We start from the raw sequence: 21,441 nt of genomic DNA, 5'->3' as shown, positions 1-21,441 counted from the left end.
CTCCACCACTCCTTGCAGAATTATAGTATAATTCCAATAAACTTAACAGGATTTAATTTGCAGGCATTTGGAAAATTTTCAACAAATTTCGATATAGAATATATATCAGAGCAATATATTTACATACCCCAAGCAGATGAAATCATGGATGTAGAGCAACTGGAAAAAATGCTTCAGAAAAAGCGTAAAACTGTTGCGGGAACCATATTTTTATACAACCCGACTCTCTCACCCGTTGGATATAACAACAACTCAAAACTTGCATCTCAAGGCTATCTGTTTGACGGAAAATATTGTGAACTCAATTTTGACAAAAACTGCAACCTGTTTGCCTCGTCTATAAAAGATGGTTACAGAGGCAAACTTATAGAGATAAAATATCTTTTTAACCTAAACAAAGCCGATATAGAGCCGACTCCTATTTTAGAAGAGTTTGATGCCGACTTAGACAAGTATACAAGCAATCAACTTACCAGATATGATAAAGAGCTTAATTACCACGACTATTTAAATATCCGCCTAAGTGGTAAATTTGTCTTTTTCGGCTCAGGAAACAAATTTGACAGACATCATAAAAATATTATAGCCTACGCTAGAAATATCGCTGCACAGGCTGCTAAGCTAGGAAAAGAGATATCATTTATATATGATAATAATCATGATGCTACAGAAAGTCAGGAGCTGGCATATTTTATACCGCCGGTTGCAACCGGAAAACTTAAAGAAGTAAGAGCAAATGCTTTTAAAAAAGCATTTTCCTCATATCCTCCATCTATTGTAAAAATAGGCTAAAAAATACAATAAAAAAAAAGATATTTAAAAAGATGAGTTAAATACTCACCTCTTTAATATCTGCAATTTGCAAAATACTTTTATATATAGCTGCAATTAAAGATTTTCTGTTATTTCTAATTTTTTCATCTTCAGCATTTACCATAACTTCATCAAAAAATTTATCAAGTTCAGGTTTAAGACCTAAAAGCGCATCTAATTCCTCTTCATATGATTTGTATTTAACTTGAGAAACTTCACTGTATCTGGCAAACAACGCCTCTTCTTCCCCTTTTTCAAAGAGTTTTGAATCAACAGTGAATTCTTCTGACATATCAATATCTTTTGTAATATTTGCAACTCTTTTAAATGTTGAAAATGCTTCATCAAAACCGTCGCTATTTATCATGATTTCAAGAGCTTCTATCTTTTTGCCTATTGCAAGAAGTTCTCTTTCGCCCGAAGCAAGGACTGCCTCTACAATTGATGGATTTACTCTAAAGTACTGTTTTAATCTCTCTAAGAAAAATGCTTCAAGTTTTGAGATATCAAAAGATCTATACTCTTTGCTTAAAAGCGTCAAAGTTTCAATTATATCAAATTTAAAGTCATACTCTTTTGTTATTCTAATAAGTCCGTTTACTGCACGGCGCAGTGCGAAAGGGTCACGAGAACCTGTAGGAATCTGATTTATACTAAATAATCCTATAAGGGTATCAAGCTTTAAACTCATCGCAACAATAGCGCTCAGGGGTGTTGAAGGAAGTGCGCTCTCTTCTCCGTTTGGAAGATACTGCTCTTTTATAGCGATTGCTACTGCTTCGCTCTCTCCCGCCTCTTTTGAATAGTAATAACCCATAAGTCCTTGAAGCTCAGTAAATTCATATACCATCTCACTCATTAAATCAGCTTTTGCCAAAGATATTGCGCGTTCAAGAATCTCTTTGCTTGCATCTTTTGGCTTATACATCTCAAAAAGAGTATTTGCTATTTTTCTCTCACGCTCTATTTTATCGGCAACACTTCCAAGACCTTTCATAAATACAACTTTTTCCAGACCTTTAGTGCTCAATCCATTTTTCAAATCATTATTATAGAAAAAGAGTGCATCTGCCAAACGAGGGCGTAAAACTCTCTCATTTCCTTCTATTACTTTAGAAAAATTATCTGTAAATGCATTAGATACAACAACAAATTTATTTATCAATTTAGCATCTTTAAAAACCGGAAAATATCTTTGATGCTCTTTCATAGAAGTAATTATTACTTCAGGAGGAAGTTTTAAAAATTCTTCATCAAATGAACCAAGCAAAGCAGTAGGATGCTCAGTAATAGCCACTACTTCATTTAACAAATCTTCATCTATCTCGATTGTAATTCCATTATCCTTTTCAAGTGAAGAAAAATTATTTAAAATATTTTCTCGTCTTAGTTCAGGAAAAAGTGTAACACCACCCTCTTGTAAAATTTCAAAATACTCTTTAATTCCACTAATTTCAATAGAATTAAAATTACTGATACGGTGAACAAATGTCTCTTTTTTTGATTTAACGCCAAAAAGTTCTACATCTACCAACTCATCACCCAAAAGTACATTTACCCAGCGAATAGGACGAATAAAACTATCTTTTAAACTCCCCCATCTCATTGATTTACCAAAATCCAAAGATTTTATTAATGTATTTATAATATCAGATAAAATTTCAGCTGAAGGTTTTCCCTTTAACTCTTTTTTGTAGTAAAGAACCTCTTTTGCACCTTTTTGCACAGAACCGATCTCATCAATTTTTACACCGCATTTTTTAGCAAAACCAAGCGCGGCAGCTGTTGGCTTAGCATCTTTATAAGCAATTTCTACAGGAGCCCCGAAAAACTCTTCGCTGCTATCGTCTTGTTTTGTTTTAAACTCTCTATGCCAAAAAACCAAACGACGAGGAGTATAGTAAAATTCGAACTCACATAAAAGTAAATTTTTTTCTAAAATGTCAGCATATTTTTTTTCAATATTTTTTAACTCTTTTAAAAGTGCAATCGCGGGAAGCTCTTCTACACCGATCTCTATTAGTAATGGTTTTATCATAAACAGACTCTTTATTTCAATATTAATACCGCGATTTTATCTATATTTTTGTTAAATGCTTATAAATTAAACAAATCTTAATTTGCATAAATAGAGTGTTAGTAAAGTTTTAAGTAAATAAGATTATGGCTAAAATATGGCATAAATAAAATTTAAAGGATTATATATGCCAAAAATCAATCGTTATGTTGATATAGATACTGTTGAGAGAGAAAGCAAAAAGGATTATATAGATAGACACTCTCCGTTTATCCACTGTGAAGATAGTGCAAAAGAGGGAGAGATGTTTAGCGTCACAGTTAAAATGGGAAATGAATATGCTCATCCGGATGATTTTGATCACTATATAGCAAATATGTCGCTTTTTAATGGTGAGACTCTTTTGGCTCGTGCTGATTTTGTTCCAGGAACATTAGCCAATATGAAAGCACATGCAACTGTTACATTTAATATTATACCTACAGGAAACAAACTTAAACTTACTGCTCAAGCATACTGTACAAAACATGGTATTTGGGAATCAACAGAAAAAGTTGTAGAAATAGCCAAATAATCATTTTATTTATCAGGAGAAATTCCTCTCTTGATAAAAATACTACTTAAATTTTTACTCTCTAAAAGTATGTTTTAACCACACTTTAAATATACTTACATCAACATTTTAAATTTCAAAAGGTTATTGTTGAACTCTTTTCAAAATTTACTTTTACTTCAAAATTTATACAGATTAAAAGCTCTTGGTTTTGAATATAGCGATTCATTTTTGATAAATCAAAAAAGCTTCAATAAAAAATCTAATAATCTTGATGAATTGACAAAAGATATATCAACATGTCACTTATGCGATCTTAGCAAATCAAGATCTCAAAGCATGAGCGGCTATGGAAACACAAATGCTGATTTAATGATAATCGACTACACAGTCTCTTTAACCGAAGATAGTTCTAATAAATACTACTGTGGCAGAAGCGGTGAAATGCTAAAAAATATGATAGAGAATGTTTTAAGCTTAAAAATAGAAGATATCTACTTCACTCATGCTATAAAATGTAAACCTCTAAATTCAAATCTTCCTTCAAATTCAGAGTGGGATTCATGCAAAGACTACCTGTTTTCACAAATAGAATTTATAAAACCAAAAATAATTGTAACTTTAGGTAAAGAAGCTTATGCTAAAGTTACATCTGAAAATGAAAATTTTCAAAATGTGCGAGGACATGTTATAGACTTTAAAAGCTATAAACTGATTCCAGTTTACCATCCAAATCATCTGCTTAGAAATCCGGATGATAAAAAAATAGCATATAATGATTTAAAAACTATAAAGAGTTATTTATGAAAAAACTATATTTTTTAATACTACTGTTTCCTTTTGTATTTTATGCAAAAAGTTTTTTGATATCAAATATCGCGCTTCCAAAAACAAGTATACAAAACTTAGACCCCTATCCGTGTGATGAAAAGTGTTTGCAAGAACATCTTAATAATGGCTATATATTCTCTTTTTTAGCACATGCGGATGAAAAACTTGCTAATGAAGAGTTAGAAAAAGAGAGAGCAAAATATCTATCTGCTCTAAATATAAAATGGTTTATGCAAGAGAGCAAGATTCGCATCGCCCTTTTACTGCCTTATAAAAAAATCGGCAGATATGCAGCTTCTACAACAAATGCATCATTTGCTTATTTAATGTCAAAAAATCATCCCTATGAGTTAAAAAGTTATAATATTGAAGATGAAAGTCATGAAGAAATTTTAACAGCGCTAATCAAGATTCGAGAGGATGGCTTTTATCATGTTATCGCTCCACTGACTCAAACAGGTGAAGAGATTGTTTCAACCATTAACCCAGACATAAATATATACTTTCCAACTATAAATAAAAAAGATACTAACACTACATCTAATTATCTTTATTATGGTGGGATAGATCACCGCGCTCAAAGTGATTTGTTGTTAAAAGAAGCACTCTCTCCGCTTATAATATTTAATGACAACTCCGAAATCGGGCAGCAACTAACTTATTATCAAGAGTATAAATTCAAGCATAAATACAGCGAAGATGAAAATACAACACTACAAAGAAATAACAAAAATTTAACTGTTATAAAATTTTCTATTCCTCAAAGAATAACAAATCTGGAAAAGCAGCTAAAAGATAATGAAAAGATAAACACAGGATCATTTTTTATAAATACGCCTATTATCAAAAGCGGTATGATTTTATCTCAACTTACACTTTATGACACAAATGCAACAAATGTACTATCAACTCAAACAAATTATAATCCGTTGCTGCTCTCTATGACACAGTATCAAGATAGAAAAAACATGATAATAGCAAACTCTATAACCCAGAACAAAGATGTTTTAATTGAAACAAACTCTCTTTTGGATAATGATATCATGTATGACTGGATCAACTACACCACTAGCGTCGGAATAGACTACTTTTCTCACCTTATAAACGGAGAAAGACGAGAGTATGATATAGAAATCCAAAATAATCAGATGATCTATCCTATAGAACTGCTTCAACCCTCTTTTTCAAGATTTATCCCTTATAAATCAATTTACAAAGAGCAATAAAAGAAGATCCTTAACTTCTTTTGTAATTTTTTGAGGTTTACCTCCAAAAGTTATGTACACCAAAGTAATCTTCATCTCAAATATTTTTTTATTTTCTTTGTAAATAGTTTGCAAAAGTTTGAAAGAAGCACCTTTCATCTCTATCAGTTCAGTTTTAACTTTCAGTTCATCACCAAGTTTAGCACTTATTATATAATCAGCTTCTATTTTTTTTGCAACAAAATGACCATTTTCTAAAACAGGAGTCAATCCTTTTTTAAAAAACAACTCACTCCTAGCTCTTTCGCAAAAATTTAAATAATTTGAATGATATACAACTCCTCCCGCATCCGTATCTTCGTAATAGACTCGTATTTTCACCGTTATCCCCCTATTTTTTGGGACTTTTGGAATGTTAAATTATTCACTGTGCCCAAACTGTGCCTTTTTTCAAGAAATAAAGCTCTTTTTTTGCGTTGTTCTTTATTTCTTGAGATCTTATATGCTTTTGCATATGTCTTGAGGGTAATGTCGGAACTTTTATGTCCCAACATTTTACTTACCCATAAAATATCTTCACCCTCGCTAATCATCATTGTTGCAAATGAGTGTCTCAGCTGATAGAGATACCTTTTATCATCCTTAGATAATAAATCTTTAAATTGTTTTGCTATAAAATCGTGACTGTAAAATGGCAATTTTGAACTATTCAAAAATATATTACCGTTTGGATCGTCACCTGTTATGGCAAATTGAGATTTGAAAAACTCTTTGACACCTGAGATCATCTCAATATCTCTTACAGAAGCTTTTTTCTTGGGAGGACCATTTTCTCCCTGAATTCTCGTTCTTCTTATCTTAATAATCTCATTGTCAAAATCAACATCACCCCACCGTAAAGCGACCAATTCTCCAGGCCTCATACCTGTTCTTGACATGATCCCAATGAAATTTCTCAAATATCCATCTGACTTAGCAATCAAATCTTCAATTTCATCTAATGAAAATGGATTTACTTGGTTATCAAGAAACTCATTATCATATTCATCGCCATCCACAAAAACTTCTCTGTCTTTTGGAACATCGACATCCCTAAACGGATTCTCTGAAATCATTTTTTTACCGTTTATCAACTCTTTACGGGCATCTTCTAGTATAGTGTTAAACACTGTCCTGTATTTTTTTACAGAAGATGCTTGAAAATTTTCTAACAGTTTATTTTGCCAATCCAACAATTTCATAGCAGAAATATGTTGTATGAGCATATCTCCAAACTCAGGAACAATCTTACTTTCAAAATGTTGTAAATAAGCCTTATGAACATGCTTGCGTCTCTTGTTCTTATGACGCATCAAGCTTTTATATCCATATTCCCTTACAGTGTTAGGAACAACTTCTTGCTTCGCTTTTGGGTCATACTCACCATTTAAAATTTGAACTTCCAAATGAGGAATAATCTTTTTCGTAATCAACTGCCTATTTTTAACAGTATCTTTGAGTTTTGTTGATGTTCTTACCCTCTCACCATCTCCATATCGTATATCTAAACACAGAATGTTGTAATTGTTTGTATAAACTCTTACACTCATCACATTTCCTCCATCGAAGGAATGCCTGCACGAGGTATTATACCTAGCTTCTTATTTAGAAAATCTAAGGTGTCTTGTTGAGTTATGTTTTTTCTCTTTCCTTTTACTCCCATTCGTTTTAATTTAATAATCTCACTCGGAACAAATACTTTCGATTTTCCTTCTTTTGTATAATGCACTCCTTGTACAAAAATACCGTTTTCCATATAATTATTGAATGTATTTTTGGTGATTTCTAAAAAATGGATAACACCTTTTTCTGTTGTAAGATCTGGCAAAAATAGTTGAACCATCTCTATAAGCTCATTTTGTTTGCTGCGTAGATCATCTATCTTTTCTTCTAAATACATGATGCCACCTCCCCTGAAAAAGCTGTTTTGCAGTTTTTCAAGTTCTGCAAGTTTTCCACTTTTTGAGACTCGTTTTGCTCTATCCAAAAATAGATGGCATTCTTTTGATCTGGTCGTCGCTCATAGCTCCATTTTCCCTTATCACCCCAAGCCATAAGCCACCTTGTAGCCTTTTTCTGTCCGACTTTGTACTCACTGAAAAATCGCATTTTTTCCAAATGGGAGATGATCTCACTTTGGTTCATCTCTCCATCTTCAAGAGCTTCTAGTACATAGTTTACAAATTTTGACTCACGAGGTTCGATGTTTACCGCTTCATACTCAACCTCTTTGATTATTTTTCTATCTTCGGTTAGAAATGCTTTGCCCTCTATGGCGTATCTACTAGCCTTATGTGGGTGCAAGAGAATAGTAGAGTTAAAGTCATTTCTCGTGATAGAAAACGAATAGTCCGCATAATTAATAATCTGCTGAGAGTCTGCAAAATTTCCATCTTTATTCAAGTGATGGATAAAAAGCGTACTCCCTCCTACACTTCGCAGTATCTTTTCATAAAAGTAGAGCTTTTGTGTATCCACAAAACCTCGTTTTTTAGGGACAGTGAGCATAAGTGAATCTTGGATAACAAAGTATTCCCTATCAGGATGCTTCATCTGCTCTTCAACAATCTCGGTTAATAACTCTTGAACAAACTCTGAAAAATCACTGCCTGTTTGTTTTCCTGCATAGATAAATCTTTCAGGAAACTTTCTAAGCAGAGGGTATGCTTCACTCTCTTTGATCTTGGTTTGATTCATATCACCGTCGATCATGTAGATATAGACATTTGTTTTAGTAGTCAAAATAGTCGTACATACATGTAATACGACGGTCGTTTTACCGACACCACTATCTCCTATCATCACACCGATAGAACTTGATGGGATCAGGTCTTGCACCAGCCATCTCGTGGCAGGTGCATTTTTGATCTCTTCATAAGTATAGAAGTGACTTTTAAAACGCTCTTGAAGAGGTTTTTTAGATGTCAGTTTGCTGTTTTGAGCTACTTGGATCTCTTGAGTGATCTCAGTTTTTTCATCTTCACTCAAAAACTCGCCAAATTTTTCAAGAAATGCCTTAGCTTCTATAACAAGATAAGGGAAACCTTTTAGCTGTTGTATCCTTGTTTTTGCTTTTTGGAGGGACTTCAAAGTTCACCTCCTGCATCTGCAAGTTTCTGATCTTTGATATTGTTAATAAAGTTTGCAACACTACTGACTGGAAACAAAACTCGATTCCCAATTTTTTTGTGCAGAGGAAGTTTCTTTTCTTTAAGTCTTCTATCAATTGTTGAAAGGCTCACACCTAAAACTTCTGCTAAATTATTCTTTGTTAAAAAATATCCATAATCAAGATACAAAGAATGAGCTATATTAATACTATTGTTAAAATCCATAAATTTTCTCCAAAATAAATTCAAGGTAAAAGTTTTTCATTTCTACATTTCATCATTTTGAAGACTGGCGTCTTGCAGTGCTTGAAGAATCAAGCCTTCCATTTAAGAGGGTGAGCTAATGGTAAGCTCGGAGGTCATTTTCATCATTTTCAACATTAGGTCTTTCACCTTATGTCGTTATTGACCATAATATGTCAATAAACATCACAATATTAAAGTATATTTTTTTAAATTTTGCTTAAGTAAAAATGCTTCTAAAGCCCCAAAAAGCTTCTAAAAGCTTTTACATAACTTTTAAAAAAGCTCTAATTTAGTTTCAAATAACTTTATATAAACTAAACTAAAAGCTCAAGTTTAGCTTTAAATTTTCTGCTTTTATTTTACTAAGTACCTTCAAAGCCAGTACTGTGCGTAATTATGTAAAATTATATTTTGATTTTTCGTAATGAAATTCTTTTTTAGAATCTATTTTTCTACTTTAAGTGGTAAAAAAGTGCAAAAATTTACAAAAAGAATTTTAAAATTTTTAGAAAACTGCTGCTTTTATAAGACAATTTTTTATTTTTTCATTAAATTTCATATTGTTTGCTTATCTCATTCAAAAAATATATCCCTCTTTTTCTATAAAGATTACAAATCATTTTGGCACTATTTTTTTCACCCAGTTTATACATTGATTCAATAGTATTCTCAATCTGTTCTTGTTTATATGTCGGAAAAATATCGTTTGTAAGCATTTCAATATAAAGTGTACCAACATTTTTCGGGCTGTTTTGAACAAGTCTTTCAAGTTCCTCAACAATAAAATAAGAGTTATGATTTTTCTCTGTATATTTAGCAGTGAGTTTTAGATAAGGTAATATTTCCTCATCAATAGCATCTATAAAAACAAACCATTTCGATAAAGTTGAAAATATTGCTTGAGCACCACTTGAATTATCTTCCCTAAACACATCATATATTTTTTGCCATAGGCTAAATATCTTTGTTCGTGCCTCTTCAGTGATATTTTTTCTATCTATTTGCCACATAAATCTAATTAACTCAAGTATAGACTCTTGATCTTTTGACTCTATAACATCAAGTATAGTTTCATCGTCTTTAGAAGAATTGTACATTATACAAATATGCTGAATAACTTTTCGTTTTGTACGATCAGATTTAAATTTAAAATTTAGTGCTTTCTCAATGTGCCCATGTTGCTTAAATTGTTCATATATGTCTGTATAAACTGTCGATGAATATAAAAAATATCCAGATATGGCAATCTCCCATAAGTCATCGTTTCCTGTAGGGAAAATTCGGTTAAAATTGCTATCTACCCACTCTTTATCCAAAAAGCTAAGATTTGGTAAATAATCTCCTAAAATTGTAAATATAGATTTTGAATACTCAGTATTTTCGTCAAGCTGTTTTGTAAAAAAATCTTTTACATCATCTTCCCACTTAACACTATGAGAACTGTTTAATCTACCGTATCTTAGTGTATAATTAATAAGCGCATGTAATGCCTTGCCGTTGATAGAATTTAATACATAAGTATGCATATCATTATCATATTCTATTTGCTCTTCTTCCTTATGTTTTAGCAGTAAAAAAAGAATCTTTTTTGCCTCTGGAAGATACTTTTTATCAAACGCATTCTCATCATTTTTAGTACCATATTCCACCAAACTTGCTATTTGACCTTTCATCCATAATATATATTGCTCTTGTGATGCAAAAAAATCTTCATCTAATATGTTTAAAATAAAATCAAAAACTTTGCCCCACTCAAATTTTTTCTTTTCTTTCCAAGCGTTTGTGAGACCGTATATAAGATGATATTTATAAATCCAATCAAGCTCTATAAACTTTTCTATTTCTAACGAATACTTATTTGGATTTTCTTTTACACAATCTGCCAAATCATTAGCTAGTCCCTCAATAAGATCACTATCTCTAGTAAATCTCTCTTTTTCTATTTTTGATGGATCAAATGTTTTGATCTCTTGGATAATTTCATCTACTGTTTTATTGCAAAAAACATCTTTCTCTTCAATAGGACTTTGATATCCGACCCACTCAGTACCACTAGTCCACATATCGAACCCTGGATGCTCTAGCTTAGAAGAGTTTACAGCATTGTATTTTTCATACAATTCTTGTGCTTTTGTACTTGATGTTTTAATACTCCACAACCACTCTTTTTTCTTATAAGCTGTAACAATTCTCAATTGTTCAGCAGATACATCATCATAATACTTGGAATAATCCAAGCTTTCTATCCAAGCAATAAGCTTGTCAAATTCATCTTCACTAAATTTACCGTTATTATCTTGCAAAAGTTTATAAAGTTCATGTTTGAAGGTAGTATTTATTGTATCTTTATAAGCATCAAACCAGTTCCAAAACAACTTTTTTAATTCATCATACTTATTGTTGATAGTATGAAATGCCAACCTTTTAAAAATAGGATGCTCTTCATCTAAAAAATTTTCTATAAAGCTTTTTACTTTATCTGCATCAAGATACTCTAACAGATCTCTTGTAAAAGATATAAGCTGATTATCATACCTCTCGGGAAAACTATTTTGAGGATGTTCTTCAATAGAAGCTATCCAAACATTGTTAAATGCAGCCTCATCTTCATCAATTACCTGTTTTACAGTAGATATTAATATCTCAAGTCCAGCTATATCAATCATTTCAACTATTGATTTAGAGTGTTTCTCTAAAAGACTATTTAACCAATATTTTTCAAGTAACGGCTCTCTCTCCTGATAAGACTTTCCTTTGTCTTGAACTTGGTAATCAAAAATCACCCTTAAAAGGCTCAAAATATATTCATTCATGCCGTTATCAACTAGCACAGGTAAAACAACTTTTTCAATTTCGCTGTTTAATAGACTACTGCCACCCGAATCTTTTAGAAGCATATGAATCATATCAATATGCTCTAATGTTATATTTTCCTTTGGGAGATTGAATAAAATTTTAACCATAGAATAATCAGTATAATAATCATAACTTTTATGCTCTTGCCTAAACTCAAAAAATGCATTGACGATATCAAGTAAAATCTTAGTTGTGTCACTTCTCTCTTCTTCTTTATTTTGTAAAGAAACTGTTTCTAAAAAACTCAAATAAATTCTCATATCTTCTTGAGCTTCAAAATAGCTTTCTTTATACAGTGGTTCAAGCCAAACATAGAGATTTTGATACTTAGAAGCATTTTGAAAAAAGTATTTTTCATAATCTGGATTTAGCTTCATTTTTTGGATAGTTGATTCGACTTTATTCAAAACGGATTCCTTAACACTTCATCTATCTCATCAAAATTGTTTTGCAAGACATTTGTCGTGGTTTGAATTTGCTTTACCCACTCTTCTATAACGATTGGCAACTGCTTAAACCCTTTTTTATCTTTTGAATATGGTATGAGCTTCACTTTCATCTGATCAAAATACATCTGTTCAAAATCACAAAGTCTTTTTTCGTGAGTATAGTACCCACCAAGATAAAAATAATGATTTTCACTAAGGGTAATATTTTTATACATATGCTCCAGTAGTTCAAATTCACCCAGTCCATAACCTACAAATAGCACTGTTTTGGTAAAGAGTGATTCTAAAAACTTTATAAACTCTTTGTCTTTGTATCTTGTAAAATATTGCTCTACCGTAAATATCAGACTAGCAGGTTCATTTATGCTTCCATGTATTTTGTACAGATTTTTATTTACAAGTGCAGTGCTTCCTGTAAACTTATTCGTTATGATATTTTGAGGGTTAAATATTTGATCTATGTGTCTGTCAGCGTTTGTAGTGACAAAGATACCATTTAAATTAAAGAGATCTCTGTAAGTTTTTAGTTTTGGATTAGCTGATGTAACTTTATCATCGTTTAGTGATTTTTTCATCTCTTCCAAAAAAAGTTCATCATTTCCACTTTGGGACAAAATGCCATTACATATAGTGATAACTTTTTTACTATTGCCACTTTGCTCCAGCATATTTCTAAGTTGCGTTGCTTCAAAATTGTTTAATAATGGTTCATCTGAGCCTAATGTATTTTCACATCGCTTAATTAAATCATTTGCTAGTCCATTCCAATCTGAGCAACCTAGCTCATAAGACATACCTGCACCTATAAATATCACCAACTCTCCTAGTTCGGCAGCTCTTTTTATTTGTGGTGGTAGTTCAGGTATTTCTATTATTTCCATTAGTTCTCAAATGCCTCTTTAAGTACACTTTGCATCAGTTTTTCTGTTTCTGTTTTACTGTTTTGTACTTCAAGTTCGAGTGCATCGCGTGTAGCCATAAGTTTTTCTACTTTTTCAACTATTCGTTTTTGTTCTTCTAACGGTGGCAGAGGAATTAAAAAGTTGGATAATTTTGCTTTACTTAAACCTTCTCTTGAAATACCGACTTGAACATTCATTATTTCTGAAAAAATATAATCTGAAGTTAAAACAATATGAATAAATTGATTAATTTCTTCCTGAACAAGTCGAACTATAGAGACATGCTGACTTACATTTGCTTCTTCAAAATCTTCTACTTTTACTATAGCACTTCTTCCAATTGAAGCTCCTGTGATATTGATCAGAATATCATTTGGCAATACAACAGTTCCCGACATTTTTTCATGTTGTTCTTTTTTAATCAAAGCTATATTACTTAATTCTAAACCATGATTCCAAATATTTTGAGATCGTAAAAAAGGAATTCCTTCATCAACATAAGCTTTTTGTCCTCCCTTAGGAGTGCTTCCTGAACCAATTTTTGAAACAATATCATCGAGTCTACACCAGACCCATCCATCTGGAAGATCATAAGGTATTTCATCTTCACTGATTTGCGGCAGAGGTTTTTGTTTTTTTATTTTTCCCTCTTTGATGAGCTTCTCTTTTTCTGCTTTTATCTTCTCCAGTAAAACTTGGGCACTTTCATCATTTGGATCTTGTGGGACTAGCTTACCACTTACTGCATCGCTGAGTATGGAGCTTCTAAGTTTGGTTATCAGTTCTGATTGTGTTTGGAGTTCTTCTGAAACTTGATTATATTTTTCTTCAAACTTATTGAGATTAGCTTCAATATTTTTCTGCTCATCCAGTGTAGGAATAGGTATTTTTAAAGACAAAAACTTTTTAGCTTTGATCTCAGTTTTTATACCTCCACCTGTTTGTTCTTCAAGAGCATCTACAAATGCTGGACTTTTTAAAAACCATTTTAAAAAATTTATATCTATCTTCTCTTTATCAAAGCTATAAGAAGAATAATGAATAGTCGCAATAACATCTTCATCGCCCTCATAAACTGCCAATGCCCCTTTAGCTACATTGATACCAGAGATTACCAAATCACCTTTTTTGACTACTATCATACCTGTTTTAGTTGGTTTATTTTCTACTAAATGGATTTGTCCAGTAAAATCGATTTTTTCAATTCGTTTTAAATTGAGTTCATTCGCTTCCTCTGGTTTTAGTCGCTCTTTTCGCTCTGTTAAAAATGAACTTATTGCTTGTATCTTCGAGTTCATTACTCTTGAGCCTCTTTTCTAATTTGCTCCAGAAGTTCTACACTCTTGCTCATTGAAGCTTCGATCTTATCTATGATCTCACTTGTTGTAAGTTCTTCTTCCTCTACAGCTTTATGAGGATTTTTTACATCAAGGTTAAAATTATTTGCTTTGATAGTGTCTATATTGACTTTCCACGCCTGTTCATTTTCAGCTCTATCGTTCCACCAGCTTTTTAGTTCATCAAAGTCTTGCAGTTTTACAGGTTTTGTTTTGGTGTATTTTTTATACCCTTGTGGCAGTGGCTGTTCGTAGTACCATATCTCTTTTGTGGGCTCTCCCTTTGTAAAGAAAAGCAGGTTTGTATTTATATCCGTATATGGAGCAAATATCCCGTTTGGAAGTCTTACTATGGTATGCAGGTTACACTCTTCAAGAAGTTTCTCTTTTATCCTAGCCGTTACACCATCACCAAAAAGTGTACCGTCTGGCAGAACTATCCCAGCTCTTCCCCTTGGCTTTAGCATCTGTATAAAAAGCAGTAAAAACAAGTCTGCCGTCTCTCTTGTACGGTAGCTTGCAGGGAAGTTATTCTCAATGCCAACCTCTTCCGTTCCTCCAAAAGGTGGATTTGCTACGATGCAGTCCACTCTTTCATTTGGAGTGATGTCTTTTAGGGGGTATGAGAGCGAGTTATCGTGTCTGATATTTGGTGTTTCTATATCGTGAAGTATGAGGTTTGTAAGACACAGCATGTAAGGGAGTTGCTTCTTCTCTATCCCTTGGATCGTGTGTTCCAATGTCTTTTTATCTTCTGCCGTTTTTACATCGCTTTTCATGATGTGATTTATAGAGCTTATAAGAAAGCCTCCAGTTCCACATGCTGGGTCAAAAACCTTTTCACCAAGCTTTGGATCTACCATCTGCACTATAAACTCTGTCACAGCTCTTGGAGTGTAGTACTCTCCTGCGTTTCCTGCACTTTGAAGATCTTTTAGTATCTGTTCGTACATGTCATTGAAGAGATGTCTATCTGAGAGATTGTCAAAATGTATCTCTTCAAGCTTGTTTACCACTTGTCTTAAAAGTGTTCCCGACTTCATGTAGTTGTAGGCATCTTCAAACATCCCTTTTACAAGTGGAGCATAAGCATTAGATGTAGTGATGTCAAGCTCTTTTAGCGTAGGGAAAAGCTCGTTGTTTATAAATAACATTAACTCCTCACCCGTTAGTCCCTCATCATCAGTTGCCCAGCTTCTCCATCTAAGTTTTTCAGGGATTGGAGATTTGTAGTTTTCATCTTCTAGTTCAAACTCTTCCTCTTTTGCATCAAATACTTTTAAAAAAAGCATCCACACAAGTTGTGATATTCTTTGAGCATCTCCATCGACACCCGTATCTGTTCTCATAATGTTTTGAATTGATTTTACGATATTTGAAATATCTGCCATAATTTATTTGTTCCTTTTAAAATTGTTTTATAGTCCGGGTAATTTTGTAGTTTTACTAAAGCGTAAAGGTCTAGTAGGATGTTTTTCAACATCTCCAGAATTTAATAGCTCATCTATCGTTTTTTTAACTATATTTTGTGTTTCTTCAAGCTTTTGGGCAATCTCTTTTACCGTTAATTTTTCTAAAGATATTAACTCTAAAATTCTTTTATCCAATGCCTCTTTTTTACTAACTATAGCTGTTTTAACATCTTGATTTGCAGTAAATAAATAATCTAGTGAGTCTAAATCTTTTAATTCTGAACCACCCATTTCAAGAAGCTTCTGATTTCCTGCATGAGTATCGTCACTTTTCTTTACAAAAAGGCTTACCCAAGCATTTTTTAAATTCTCTTTTGCACCTTCCCATGTACCACCCTTGAGTCCTGAATGAATCACGATCGAAGATTCTGCCAACACATAAATATATTTATTTCTACCCATTGCATTACCAGCACTAAATCTTGCATCTGGGTAATATGGACTTATTAATACCAAATTATTATTTCGTATTGCATCCCTATATTTTTTTGATAAAACTTTTTGTATTAAAGCATCAGCAACTACTCCTATAGTCGTCCCATCAGCATTTATTGATCCTAACATTGAAGATTCATCGATCCCTCTTGCAGCACCTGAAACAACACTGTAGCCTGATTGTGCAAGTTTTTCTCCCAGTTTAAATGTAAAATCTAAATCATCTGAGGATGCATCTCGTGAACCAATAATAGCGACACCTTTGGTATTGAGTATTTTTTTATTACCTGCACCGTACAATATTGGTGGAGCCTTTTGTCCCAACCTCTTTTTTAATCTTACTGGATACTCTGGGTCTGCTCTTGTAATGATCCAAATTCCACAGTTTTGCCACTTTTGAAGAGAAATTGCCATTGCATTTCCTCTTGCTAATAAAGAAAGTATTCGATCTTGTGTAATTTTTGTATCATCCCAATCTTCTAAAACTTCTCGTGCATTTAGTTCTAAAAGGTCTGATGGCTTCATATTGTGTTGTAAAAGCCATGATGCAAACTTTGAGTACTCCATTATCGTAAGAGGTTTATCCCCTTTATTAAAATAAGCAGTTAATAAAATGATTGCTTGTGCATTTAAACTTAGAACATTCATCACATTTTTCCAGTTGTGGCAAGTGAAGCAGGAAATACTTCACCACTTCCCTTTTGTTTTAAAAGAGCCGATGCAACCGTAACTGTCCAGCCAGAATCAATAACATCATCTATCAAAAGAACAGGACTATCAGGTATATTATCTTCTATTTCAAATACTCCGTCAAGATTTTTGGCTTGATGATACGCATTGTTCATCATCTTTTGAGCTTGATTTTGTTTTATCTTTTTGACAGCTGCTATAAAAGGTAAATTTAGTTTTTTTGCTACTTTTTGTGCAAAATTTGGAACTAAAGTTGGATGATTTAGAGATGGAATACATGTAACCCACTGTGGTGCAGGAGAAGGATTCCATTTTTTAACCATTTCTACAAATGCATCTACTAATTGATCTGAAAATTCACCCTGATGTTTATCTTTTGCGACAATTCTTCCCCATCCAGCATCTTCCCATCTCGATAAAATTCTTCCCTCTTGGGCTCTTAATTCTGGTCGGATATTACCTCTAATGCCATACTCACTGAGAGCATCCAGTTTGACTTGCTTTTTAGGGTTAAAAACTATGTCACTTTTTTTCAAGAAGTCGGCGGCTTTTAAACCATTTTCATGAGAGAATTCACCACTTAATGGGCTTGAACAATTAGCACATTTGCCACAAATTTGAGGATTTGGATCATTTAAGGCATTTTGTAAAAACAGCATTAAACATTCGTCAGTATCCAAATAATTCTGCATCTCATCCCATTCAGATTGTCTGATAGCTAAAATGGCCTCTATCTTTTCTCTATCATGAACATATTCATTTGGTGTTCTATGCCATTTTGAGCCAACTTTTGTTACAGGTGAAGGTGTTTCTACATTCAGATACTTTAATGTTTTTTCAACTTCTCCTTGTGTTAAGTTAAGTTCTTTTTGTAAATCTACTATAGATCGTCCGTCACGACTATCCAAATGCTCTAATACTAAAGTAATATTTTCTTCTTTTGGAAAAGATGAACTTCTAAAAAAATCATGAATATCATCATCTTCATGTCCACTGAGTAAAACACCATAAGCTTCATCTATACCACGACCTGCACGACCAACTTGTTGATAATAACTTATAATAGATCCTGGAGCCTGATAATGAATTACAAAACCTAAATCACTCTTATCAAATCCCATCCCAAGAGCTGATGTAGCAACCAATACTTTCATCTCATTATTTATAAGCTGATTCTCTAAAAATACTCTATAGTCATCACCATTTTCAAAATCATCATGCTCAACACCACTAAAATAAGCACTTGCTGTAATACCATTTTGACCCAGCCACTGAGCAACTACTTTGGCATCTCTTTGTGTTAAAACATATACGATTCCAGATCCTTCAAAAGATGGTAAATGTTCAAGCAGCCAAGCTAGTCTGTGAGATGGTTCAGGAAGTCTTATAGTGTGCAAAGAAAGACTTTCTCTTTTTAAATTCCCTCTAATTGTAATAAGTCCGCTAATTTGGTTTTCAATATCAGTGATAACTCTATCATTAGCTGTTGCTGTTGTAGCTAAAATAGGTGTGTTTGTAGGCATTTGTTTTAATATATTTGTAATTCTTTTATAATCAGGTCGAAAATCATGACCCCAATCACTAATACAATGTGCTTCATCAATTACAAATAGCCCAATACTTCCAGAAATTGGTTCCAATATTTCTTGCATAAAGTTTTCATTTGCCAATCTTTCTGGGGAAACAAGAAGAGCATCAACTTCATTTCGTAAAATTTGAGCTTTGATTAAATCCCAATCATCTGTGTTTGAGGAATTAATTGTTACAACATTTAGTTCGAGTTTCTTTGCTGAATCTATTTGGTTTCTCATTAATGCTAACAAAGGAGAAATAATGATTGTAAGTCCGCTTCCTTGCTCTCTTAAAAACTTGGTAGAAATAAAATATACACTACTCTTACCCCAGCCAGTCTTTTGAACAACCAGAACTTTTTTTCTTTGGTTTACGACTGTATCAATGGCTTCATACTGATCTTCTCTAAAATCAGCATTTTGATTTTGAAGAGAGTCTTTTAAATATTGTTGTGCTTTTTCTCTAGTTAACATCTTCTATTTCCCCTCCCCATCATGATGCATATAAATGTTGTTCTATCTCTTTGATAAGTGACTGATACCCAGCTCTGCCGCCGCCAAAAAGTTTTGTAAGTTCTTTCATCGTGCCGTATTCGTTAAACGGAGGCACTTTTAAAACTGATATATCTTCTATACTTTCTATACCAGATTCGGTATATTTATCTAAGAGTGCGTTTATAACTTTTTTTGCGATTCCTGTGTATTTCTCAAAATAGTTGTTTTTCTTTAGTTTACCTGCACGCTCGGCTCTTGTGAGTGCTGGTCTGTCAAATGCTATATGACATATAAGGTCAAACGGATCCAACCCCTCTTTTCCAACCTCACTCTCAAGCTCATCGAAAAATACACCTTGATCACTTAGGGCTTTGATGATCGCTTCTTTTTGCTCTGCTGTGCTCCATTCTTGCAAAAATTCATCCAAGCTCGCATAGGCTTTTTTGATGTTTTTACGGCTGTAATCTACAAGTGATTCTGTGATGAGCTTGCCGTCTGCTCCGATGTACTGCACTCTTTTGTTTAAAACTTTTACTTTCACACCGCTTACTATATGGCGAGTAGGTTTTGTACCGTCTTGATCGTCTGAAATCGATACATCTGGAGTTTCACCATAAGGCTCACTTGGCTCATTTACAGTGTCACTAAACTCTTCTGGCATTTCATCTTCTGGAGGAGTAATAGGGTCATCATCTTTTGGCTCATAGATTTGCACTGGATCACCGTCAAAGTCTGGATCGGCAAAAAGTCTTGTCACATTTCTAAAATCCATTATCGTAAAATAGAGTTTCCCGTAAGTCTCGTTTATTCGAGTACCACGACCTATGATCTGTTTAAACTCCGTCATTGAACCGATATTACTGTCAAGTACAATGAGTCCTGTTGTTTGTGCATCCACACCCGTTGTCATAAGCTTTGAAGTAGTTGCAATAACTGGGTAAGTTGATTCTGGATCTATGAAGTTATCTAGCTCTTTTTTCCCCTCATCATTGTCTCCAGTAATTCGCATAACATACTTTCTACTCTCTTTTGCCATAGCAGGGTTGGCATTTACAAGAGCTTGTCGCATTCGCTCTGCATGGTCTATATCTACACAGAAGATGATAGTTTTCATGTAAGGGTCGTTTTCGTTTAGGTATTCAGTAACTTTTTTAGCTACAAGGTTTGTTCTTTGAGTGAGGATAAGGTTTTTATCGAAGTCTTTTGTGTTGTATTCTCTGTCCTCGATCTCTTCACCTTTATCATCGGTTTGTCCGTTGTATGGTCGCCACCCTTCAACATCTTTGTCTAACGATAATCGGATCACTTTGTATGGAGCCAAGAAACCGTCATCAATCCCTTGCTTGAGAGAGTAGGTATAAACTGGTTCGCCAAAGTATGAGATGTTACTTACATATTTTGTCTCTTTTGGCGTTGCCGTAAGACCGATCTGCACTGCACTATCAAAATACTCTAGTATCTCTCTCCATTGGCTGTCTTCTGCTGCACTTCCACGGTGTGCTTCATCTATGACGATAAGGTCAAAAAAGTCACGGCTAAACTCTTTAAATATCTTTTTCTCTTCACTATTGCCTGTAATAGCTTGATAAAGGGAAAGATAGATCTCAAAAGATTTATCAATCGTTCTGTTTGTAACTTTGGTCATCTTGTCGCCAAAGTGTTTGAAGTCACCTATTTTTGTTTGATCTACAAGTATGTTTCTATCTGCTAGAAAGAGTATTCTTTTGGCTTTTCTTGACTTGTAAAGTCTGTAGATGATCTGAAATGCGGTGTAGGTTTTACCGGTACCTGTTGCCATGACAAGTAAGATTCTTTTTTGACCTTTGGCAATGGCTTCTATAGTTCTGTTGATGGCATTTTTTTGATAATACCTTGGCTCTCTTTTTGGATCGTCGATGTAGTAAGGGGAAAGGGCTACCTTTTCTGCCTCGTCTTCCTCAATACCTCTGTACTTTTTATATCTTTGCCAAAGTTCGTCTGGAGATGGAAAACTATCTAGTGTTATCTCTTTTTCAAGTACACCATGAGTCAAGGTTGGGTCATGTTCTAAAAAGCCGTCACCGTTTGTACTGTACACAAAAGGTATATCTAAAATCTCTGCATAACTTAGACCTTGCTGCATACCGTCACCAATGCTGTGTTTGTTATCTTTTGCTTCGATGATAGCTATAGGAATATTTGGTTTGTAGTAAAGGATATAGTCTGCTCTTTTTTGCTCACCTCGGCGTACCATTTTACCGTGAACATAGATACGACCGTTTGTAAAAAATGTTACTTCTTCTCTAAATTGAGAATGCAAGTTCCAGCCAGACTCTATGAGTGCTGGAGTAATATACTTTGTACAAATATCTCTTTCTGTTAAATTCTTCTTTGACATACTACAAACCTAAAATTATTATTGTTTTTTATATTATCATATA

At 33.4% G+C, this 21,441-nt stretch carries 17 protein-coding genes; 4 read left to right on the top strand and 13 right to left on the bottom strand.

Features of this window, described 5'->3' with window-relative positions; translation table 11 throughout:
- The first annotated feature begins 57 nt into the window (after positions 1–57).
- A complete protein-coding gene (locus FJR47_RS04320) occupies positions 58–792 on the top strand; it encodes a hypothetical protein (RefSeq protein WP_152299232.1) in 735 nt (244 codons plus the stop codon).
- A gap of 37 nt (positions 793–829) precedes the next feature.
- On the opposite strand, the gene glyS is transcribed toward FJR47_RS04320, so the two are convergent.
- Positions 830–2,851, bottom strand: coding sequence for a glycine--tRNA ligase subunit beta (glyS, locus tag FJR47_RS04315; protein WP_152299231.1), 2,022 nt, complete (start codon positions 2,849–2,851; stop codon positions 830–832).
- Between the two features lie 166 nt (positions 2,852–3,017).
- Between glyS and FJR47_RS04310 the strand changes: the two genes are divergently transcribed.
- The 3 genes from FJR47_RS04310 (at position 3,018) to FJR47_RS04300 (ending at position 5,440) form a co-directional block, all read left to right on the top strand.
- Positions 3,018–3,404, top strand: coding sequence for a class II SORL domain-containing protein (locus FJR47_RS04310; RefSeq protein WP_152299230.1), 387 nt, complete (start codon positions 3,018–3,020; stop codon positions 3,402–3,404).
- A 129-nt stretch (positions 3,405–3,533) separates the two neighbouring features.
- Positions 3,534–4,190, top strand: coding sequence for a uracil-DNA glycosylase (locus tag FJR47_RS04305; protein WP_152299229.1), 657 nt, complete (start codon positions 3,534–3,536; stop codon positions 4,188–4,190).
- Positions 4,187–5,440: a hypothetical protein gene (locus FJR47_RS04300; protein WP_152299228.1), complete on the top strand. Its 1,254-nt coding sequence runs from the start codon at positions 4,187–4,189 to the stop codon at positions 5,438–5,440. The genes FJR47_RS04305 and FJR47_RS04300 overlap by 4 nt, the downstream gene beginning before the upstream one ends.
- Here the strand turns inward: FJR47_RS04300 and FJR47_RS04295 are convergent.
- The 12 genes from FJR47_RS04295 to hsdR form a co-directional block, all read right to left on the bottom strand.
- Entirely contained in the window at positions 5,420–5,800 is a 381-nt protein-coding gene (locus tag FJR47_RS04295; RefSeq protein ID WP_152299227.1) for a YbgC/FadM family acyl-CoA thioesterase, read from the bottom strand. The genes FJR47_RS04300 and FJR47_RS04295 overlap by 21 nt on opposite strands.
- A gap of 2 nt (positions 5,801–5,802) precedes the next feature.
- A complete protein-coding gene (locus tag FJR47_RS04290; protein WP_152299226.1) occupies positions 5,803–7,008 on the bottom strand; it encodes a tyrosine-type recombinase/integrase in 1,206 nt (401 codons plus the stop codon).
- Positions 7,008–7,358: a hypothetical protein gene (locus tag FJR47_RS04285; RefSeq protein WP_152299225.1), complete on the bottom strand. Its 351-nt coding sequence runs from the start codon at positions 7,356–7,358 to the stop codon at positions 7,008–7,010. The genes FJR47_RS04290 and FJR47_RS04285 overlap by 1 nt, the downstream gene beginning before the upstream one ends.
- Complete coding sequence (locus tag FJR47_RS04280; RefSeq protein WP_152299224.1) at positions 7,349–8,548, bottom strand: AAA family ATPase; 1,200 nt, start codon at positions 8,546–8,548, stop codon at positions 7,349–7,351. The genes FJR47_RS04285 and FJR47_RS04280 overlap by 10 nt, the downstream gene beginning before the upstream one ends.
- Entirely contained in the window at positions 8,545–8,793 is a 249-nt protein-coding gene (locus FJR47_RS04275; RefSeq protein WP_152299223.1) for a helix-turn-helix transcriptional regulator, read from the bottom strand. Before FJR47_RS04275 ends, FJR47_RS04280 begins: the two co-directional genes overlap by 4 nt.
- A 569-nt stretch (positions 8,794–9,362) precedes the next feature.
- Positions 9,363–12,077 (bottom strand): hypothetical protein, encoded by a 2,715-nt coding sequence (locus tag FJR47_RS04270; RefSeq protein WP_152299222.1) that lies wholly within the window; start codon positions 12,075–12,077, stop codon positions 9,363–9,365.
- The gene (locus FJR47_RS04265; RefSeq protein ID WP_152299221.1) at positions 12,074–13,000 is read right to left on the bottom strand and encodes an SIR2 family protein; all 927 of its coding nucleotides are present in this window, start codon (positions 12,998–13,000) and stop codon (positions 12,074–12,076) included. Before FJR47_RS04265 ends, FJR47_RS04270 begins: the two co-directional genes overlap by 4 nt.
- Positions 13,000–14,319, bottom strand: a complete 1,320-nt coding sequence (locus FJR47_RS04260) for a restriction endonuclease subunit S (protein WP_152299220.1) — start codon at positions 14,317–14,319, stop codon at positions 13,000–13,002. The genes FJR47_RS04265 and FJR47_RS04260 overlap by 1 nt, the downstream gene beginning before the upstream one ends.
- Positions 14,319–15,749: an N-6 DNA methylase gene (locus FJR47_RS04255; RefSeq protein ID WP_152299219.1), complete on the bottom strand. Its 1,431-nt coding sequence runs from the start codon at positions 15,747–15,749 to the stop codon at positions 14,319–14,321. Before FJR47_RS04255 ends, FJR47_RS04260 begins: the two co-directional genes overlap by 1 nt.
- 27 nt (positions 15,750–15,776) lie before the next feature.
- Positions 15,777–16,913 carry a DNA-processing protein DprA gene (locus FJR47_RS04250; protein WP_152299218.1) on the bottom strand — a complete coding sequence of 379 codons (1,137 nt, stop codon included), beginning with the start codon at positions 16,911–16,913 and terminating at the stop codon, positions 15,777–15,779.
- Positions 16,913–19,000: a RecQ family ATP-dependent DNA helicase gene (locus tag FJR47_RS04245; RefSeq protein WP_152299217.1), complete on the bottom strand. Its 2,088-nt coding sequence runs from the start codon at positions 18,998–19,000 to the stop codon at positions 16,913–16,915. Before FJR47_RS04245 ends, FJR47_RS04250 begins: the two co-directional genes overlap by 1 nt.
- A gap of 19 nt (positions 19,001–19,019) precedes the next feature.
- The gene (gene hsdR / locus FJR47_RS04240) at positions 19,020–21,398 is read right to left on the bottom strand and encodes an EcoAI/FtnUII family type I restriction enzme subunit R (protein ID WP_152299216.1); all 2,379 of its coding nucleotides are present in this window, start codon (positions 21,396–21,398) and stop codon (positions 19,020–19,022) included.
- Positions 21,399–21,441: the final 43 nt, after the last annotated feature.

It is taken from the genome of Sulfurimonas xiamenensis, assembly GCF_009258045.1.
GTDB classification, from domain to species: domain Bacteria; phylum Campylobacterota; class Campylobacteria; order Campylobacterales; family Sulfurimonadaceae; genus Sulfurimonas; species Sulfurimonas xiamenensis.
This window is presented reverse-complemented; position numbering and strand designations above follow the sequence as displayed.

Excerpts from the sequence above, each read along its gene's own strand:
- FJR47_RS04260 (WP_152299220.1), bottom strand. The coding sequence starts at position 14,319 with ATGAACTCGAAGATACAAGCAATAAGTTCATTTTTAACAGAGCGAAAA.
- FJR47_RS04250 (WP_152299218.1), bottom strand. The coding sequence starts at position 16,913 with ATGAATGTTCTAAGTTTAAATGCACAAGCAATCATTTTATTAACTGCT.
- hsdR (WP_152299216.1), bottom strand. The coding sequence starts at position 21,398 with ATGTCAAAGAAGAATTTAACAGAAAGAGATATTTGTACAAAGTATATT.
- FJR47_RS04310 (WP_152299230.1), top strand. The coding sequence starts at position 3,018 with ATGCCAAAAATCAATCGTTATGTTGATATAGATACTGTTGAGAGAGAA.
- FJR47_RS04245 (WP_152299217.1), bottom strand. The coding sequence starts at position 19,000 with ATGTTAACTAGAGAAAAAGCACAACAATATTTAAAAGACTCTCTTCAA.
- glyS (WP_152299231.1), bottom strand. The coding sequence starts at position 2,851 with ATGATAAAACCATTACTAATAGAGATCGGTGTAGAAGAGCTTCCCGCG.
- FJR47_RS04290 (WP_152299226.1), bottom strand. The coding sequence starts at position 7,008 with ATGAGTGTAAGAGTTTATACAAACAATTACAACATTCTGTGTTTAGAT.
- FJR47_RS04300 (WP_152299228.1), top strand. The coding sequence starts at position 4,187 with ATGAAAAAACTATATTTTTTAATACTACTGTTTCCTTTTGTATTTTAT.
- FJR47_RS04255 (WP_152299219.1), bottom strand. The coding sequence starts at position 15,749 with ATGGCAGATATTTCAAATATCGTAAAATCAATTCAAAACATTATGAGA.
- FJR47_RS04265 (WP_152299221.1), bottom strand. The coding sequence starts at position 13,000 with ATGGAAATAATAGAAATACCTGAACTACCACCACAAATAAAAAGAGCT.
- FJR47_RS04275 (WP_152299223.1), bottom strand. The coding sequence starts at position 8,793 with ATGGATTTTAACAATAGTATTAATATAGCTCATTCTTTGTATCTTGAT.
- FJR47_RS04285 (WP_152299225.1), bottom strand. The coding sequence starts at position 7,358 with ATGTATTTAGAAGAAAAGATAGATGATCTACGCAGCAAACAAAATGAG.